The sequence below is a fragment of the Streptomyces sp. NPDC001514 genome, from assembly GCF_053597075.1.
In genome coordinates this window covers 1-4,700 of sequence record NZ_JBSFHO010000077.1, presented here as the reverse complement: position 1 = coordinate 4,700, position 4,700 = coordinate 1, and the positions used below count along the sequence as shown (strand labels likewise).

General features: G+C 72.5%; 4 protein-coding genes. 1 reads left to right on the top strand and 3 read right to left on the bottom strand.

Going from position 1 to position 4,700, the window contains the following annotated elements:
• Positions 1-119 precede the first annotated feature (119 nt).
• Positions 120-1,562 (bottom strand): NADP-dependent phosphogluconate dehydrogenase, encoded by a 1,443-nt coding sequence (gene gndA, locus ACWCXB_RS36430; protein ID WP_450728775.1) that lies wholly within the window; start codon positions 1,560-1,562, stop codon positions 120-122.
• Positions 1,563-1,791: 229 nt separating this feature from the next.
• Here gndA and ACWCXB_RS36425 point away from each other — a divergent pair, with 229 nt between their 5' ends.
• The gene (locus ACWCXB_RS36425) at positions 1,792-3,123 is read left to right on the top strand and encodes a transglycosylase family protein (protein ID WP_450728773.1); all 1,332 of its coding nucleotides are present in this window, start codon (positions 1,792-1,794) and stop codon (positions 3,121-3,123) included.
• On the opposite strand, the gene ACWCXB_RS36420 is transcribed toward ACWCXB_RS36425, so the two are convergent.
• Positions 3,004-4,002 (bottom strand): DMT family transporter, encoded by a 999-nt coding sequence (locus tag ACWCXB_RS36420; protein ID WP_450728771.1) that lies wholly within the window; start codon positions 4,000-4,002, stop codon positions 3,004-3,006. The genes ACWCXB_RS36425 and ACWCXB_RS36420 overlap by 120 nt on opposite strands.
• Before the next feature lie 141 nt (positions 4,003-4,143).
• Positions 4,144-4,700 (bottom strand): carbonic anhydrase (locus ACWCXB_RS36415; protein WP_450728769.1); only part of this gene is annotated, 557 nt, incomplete at its 5' end.

Genomic DNA, 4,700 nt, shown 5'->3' with positions numbered 1-4,700 from the left:
CCGGCCCCGTACCGCCGCCGGAGCCGCCGCCGGGTCCCGCGCCCGAACCGATCCCGGAGCCCCCGCCCCCGGCCCCGGTGCCGGAGCCGGAGCCGTCGCCTCCGCCGGCCTGAGCGCGCTCAGCCGGTGCGTTCCTCCGACCGGTCGCCGCCCCACAGCGTGTGGAACGACCCGTCGCGGTCGGTCCGCCGATACGTGTGTGCGCCGAAGAAGTCGCGCTGGCCCTGGGTCAGTGCCGCGGGCAGCCGCCGCGCGCGCAGCGCGTCGTAGTACGCCAGCGCCGCCGAGAAGCCGGGCGTCGGCACGCCCTCCCGTGCGGCGGCCGCCACGACCGCACGCCAGTCGTCCTGCGCCGCGCCGATCTCCTCGGCGAACTGCTTGTCCGACAGCAGACTCGGCAGGTCGGGCTGCGCGTCATAGGCGGCGCGGATCCGGTCCAGGAACGCCGCCCGGATGATGCAGCCCGCCCGCCAGATCGATGCCACCGCCCCCAGATCGATGTCCCAGTCATAGGCGTCGGAGCCGGCCTTGATCTGGTGGAAGCCCTGCGTGTACGACACGATCTTCGACGCGTAGAGAGCCTGCTCGACCTGGTCGGCGAAGCGCGCGGCCTCTTCGTCGCCGAGCGGTTGCGGCACCGGCCCGGGAAGGTCGCGTGAGGCCTCCCGCAGCTCGGCGTGCCCGGAGAGCGACCGGGCGAAGACCGCCTCCGCGATACCGGAGACCGGAATCCCCAGGTCCAGCGCGATCTGCACGGTCCAGCGGCCGGTGCCCTTCTGTTCGGCCCGGTCCGCGACGATGTCGACGAACGGCTTCCCGGTCGCCGCGTCCGTGTGCGCCAGCACCTCGGCCGTGATCTCGATCAGATACGAGTCGAGCCGGCCCGTGTTCCAGCCCCGGAACGTCTCCGCGATCTTCGCGGGGGAGTAGCCGGCGACCGCGCGCAGCAGGTGGTACGCCTCCGCGATCAGCTGCATGTCCGCGTACTCGATGCCGTTGTGCACCATCTTCACGAAGTGCCCCGCGCCGTCGGGGCCGATGTGCGTGGTGCAGGGCGTGCCGTCCTGGGCCTTCGCAGCGATCTTCTCGAGCAGCGGGCCGAGCGAGCCGTACGACTCCTCCGAGCCGCCCGGCATGATGCTCGGCCCGTGCAGTGCGCCCTCCTCGCCGCCCGAGATGCCCACTCCCACGAAGTGGATTCCGCGCTCGCGCAGTTCGCGCTCGCGGCGCCGGGTGTCCGCGAAGTGGGCGTTGCCGCCGTCGATGATGACGTCGCCGGCCTCCAGCAGCGGGGCGAACTCCTCGATCACGGCGTCCGTCGGATCCCCCGCCTTGACCATGATGACCAGACGGCGTGGCCGCTCCAGTGCCGCGACGAACTCCTCGGGGCTCTCGGCCGGGACGAAGGAGCCCTCGTCGCCGAACGCCTCGACCAGCTCGCGCGTCCTGGCGGCGGTGCGGTTGTGCACGGCGACCGTGAAGCCGTTGCGCGCGAAGTTGCGGGCGAGATTGCGGCCCATGACCGCGAGACCGGTGACGCCGATCTGGGCAGTACCACTCATGCGTGTGCTCCTGGTGTCCGTCGGAAGTGCCCCTCCCCGTGGCCAGTATGAATACGGGTCAGGGGGGCGCGGCGTTCATGGGAGCTCAAGTCGCCCGAGCGGCGCACGATTCCCGGACGAGTCGGGGCGGGGGTTCGCGCGTGCGACGTGGCGCCTGGGCCGCGCCTCTTGTCATGGCCTGTTCCGAACCCCTAGTTTTGACGGCTGCTGACGTGTTCAAGGGGGGACCATGGCCGTTCGCGGACGACACCGTCGCCACCAGCCGAGCCGTATCAACCGGGCATCGCTCACCATCACCGCGGGCGGCGCGGGTATGGCCCTGCCGCTGATTGCGACCGGCACCGCGGACGCTGCGTCCGTGGACGTCTGGGACAAGGTCGCGGCTTGCGAGGCCACCGGCAACTGGCAGATCAACACCGGCAACGGCTACTACGGCGGCCTCCAGTTCAGCCAGTCGACCTGGGAGGAGTACGGCGGCAGGGCCTACGCGCCGCGCGCCGACCTCGCCACCAGGGACCAGCAGATCGCGGTCGCCGAGAAGGTGCTCAAGGGGCAGGGGCCGAGGGCCTGGCCGACCTGTTCCGTACGCGCCGGGCTCACCCGCGGGGGCGGCGCTCCCGGCATCACCCATGAGCACCTGCGCGAGGCGAAGGCCGAGACCGTCCGCGCCCGGCAGCAGCAGTCGACCCCTGCCGCCACCCCGACCACCGTCCCCACCCAGCGTGAGATGTACACGGTGACGCGGGGCGACACGCTCTCCGGAATCGCCGAGACGCAGCGGGTCGAGGGCGGCTGGCAGGCGCTCTACGAGGCGAACCGTACCGTCGTCGGTGACGATCCCGACCTCATCCTCCCGGGCCAGCGGCTGCGTACGCGGATCACGGCACCGGGCACCACGTCTCCCTCTCCTGCGACGCACCCGACGAGCCCCGCGAAGCCCCAGTCGCCGCATTCCCGGCCGGGTGCGAAGCCGGCCCCCGAGCAGCCACTGGAGCAGCAGAGGCAGAGGGCACAGGAGCAGAGGAAGCAGCAGGAGCAGGAGCAGAGGAAGCAGCAGGAACAGCGGAAGCAGCGGGAACAGAAGAAGCAGCAGGAACAGAAGAAGCAGCAGGCGAAGGAGCGGAGTGACCGCGCCGAGCGCCCGGCCACCCGCACCGGCGCCTACGGGGCTCCTGTCGCCGCGAGCCCCGGCACCCCCTACCGCAAGGCCGGTTCGGCCTGGTCCAGCGGTTACCACACGGGCGTGGACTTCCCCGTGCCCACCGGCACCTCGGTCAAGGCCGTCGCCGCCGGCCGGGTCGTCTCGGCCGGCTGGGCGGGCGCATACGGCTACGAGATCGTCATCCGGCACTCCGACGGCAGGTACAGCCAGTACGCGCATCTCTCGGCGCTCACCGTGCGCGAGGGCCAGCAGGTCAACAGTGGTCAGCGGATCGCCCGTTCAGGATCCACCGGCAACAGCTCGGGACCCCATCTCCACTTCGAGGTGCGCACGGGGCCGGGGTACGGCTCCGACATCGACCCACTCGCCTACCTCAGGGCCCGCGGCGTCACGATCTGAGAGACCCGGCAGACCTGAGAGATCCGCTGCACCGCCGGCCGCCGCCCTGCGCGGCGGCTCCGCGGTGAGCCGTACGAGCCCCGCGGCGGCCGTAGCCGCGCACGCCACGGCCAGGACGGTGCCCGTCGCGCCGTACCGGAACCCCTCGCCGAAGAGGGTGACGCCGACCGCCGCGGCGACGACCGGATTCACCACGGTCACGGTCGCCAGCGGGGCGGCCAGCCCCGCGCCCCGGTACGACGCCTGGGACAGCAGCAACCCGGCCGAGGCCAGGCCCGCTGTCACCAGCACGGCCGGCAGCAGTTCGGTCAACGTGCCGCCGGGCAGTTCGTCCAGATCCTCCGCGACGATCTTGGTGAACACCGAGGCGACACCGAAGGCAACTCCCGCGCCGCCCGCCAGCACCACACCGCGGACCACGGGGCGGCGCGCCCAGTGCGCGGCGAGGAACACCGCGGCGATCGCTGCGAACGCCGCCGCGGCCAGCATGAGCTGCCCCGCGCCGCCCGGCGGTCGGGAATCCGCGGGCCCGGTCAGTGCCAGCAGCCCGGCGAGCCCCGCCGTCGCCATCAGCGCGCCCCGCCACGCGGTCGTGCCGGCCCGGCGCCGTACGAACACCGCGGCCATCGGCAGGGCGAACACGATGGTCAGCGCGCCGAGCGGCTGGACCAGGCTCAGCGGCCCGTACGCCAGCGCGACGACGTGCAGCAGCGCGCCCGCTCCGTTGAGCCCGACAGCGGTCCACCAGCCGGCGTCGCGCATCAGGGCGTACGCTCCGCCGGACGCGCCGGCGGCCACGCGCTCCTGCACGATCGCGGCGGCCGCGTAGGCGACCGCCGACACCAGTGACAGCAGCACGGACAGTGCGAGGGAGCTCATGGGCTCCACGATCTCCCCCGGGGACCGCCCCGGTCGTCGTCCTTGAGCAGGCATTAGGTCGTACTGCCGACGGAGTACGTGATTACGGGAATACGCCCTCGGCCCTGCACCCGCGGGATGTTCCCGACCGGATCCGACGGATCAGATCCGGTCGAAGCGGACCTTTCCGGTGTCGAGGTCGAAGCGCGCGCCGGACACCGCGGCACCCTCGAAGGCAGGGTCGGCGGTCAGCGTGCGCCGTATGCGCGCGACATTGGCCCGCACGGTGTTCTCCACCCAGTCGCCCGGCAGGTCCTTCGTCTCCCTCGCGGAGGGCGCGATGTCGTCGACCACCCGGGCCAGATGCCCGGTCACCGGCCTGCCGGTCCGTACGTACTCCACGGCCGCGGAGACCGCGCCGCACCGCTCGTGGCCGAGGACCAGCACGAGCGGGACGTGGAGTTCCTCGACGCCGTACTGGATGCTGCCGAGCACGGCCTCGTCCAGTGCCTGGCCCGCGGACCGTATGACCATGAGATCTCCGAGTCCTTGGTCGAAGAGCAGCTCGGGCGCAACCCGCGAGTCGATGCAGCCCAGGACCACGGCGAACGGATGCTGGGCCACCGCGACCTCGCGGCGGCGCTCCCGGTCCTCGTGCGGGTGGCGCTGCCGCTCCGCCGCCCACCGGAGGTTGCCCGCGCGCAGCCGGGCGAGCGCCT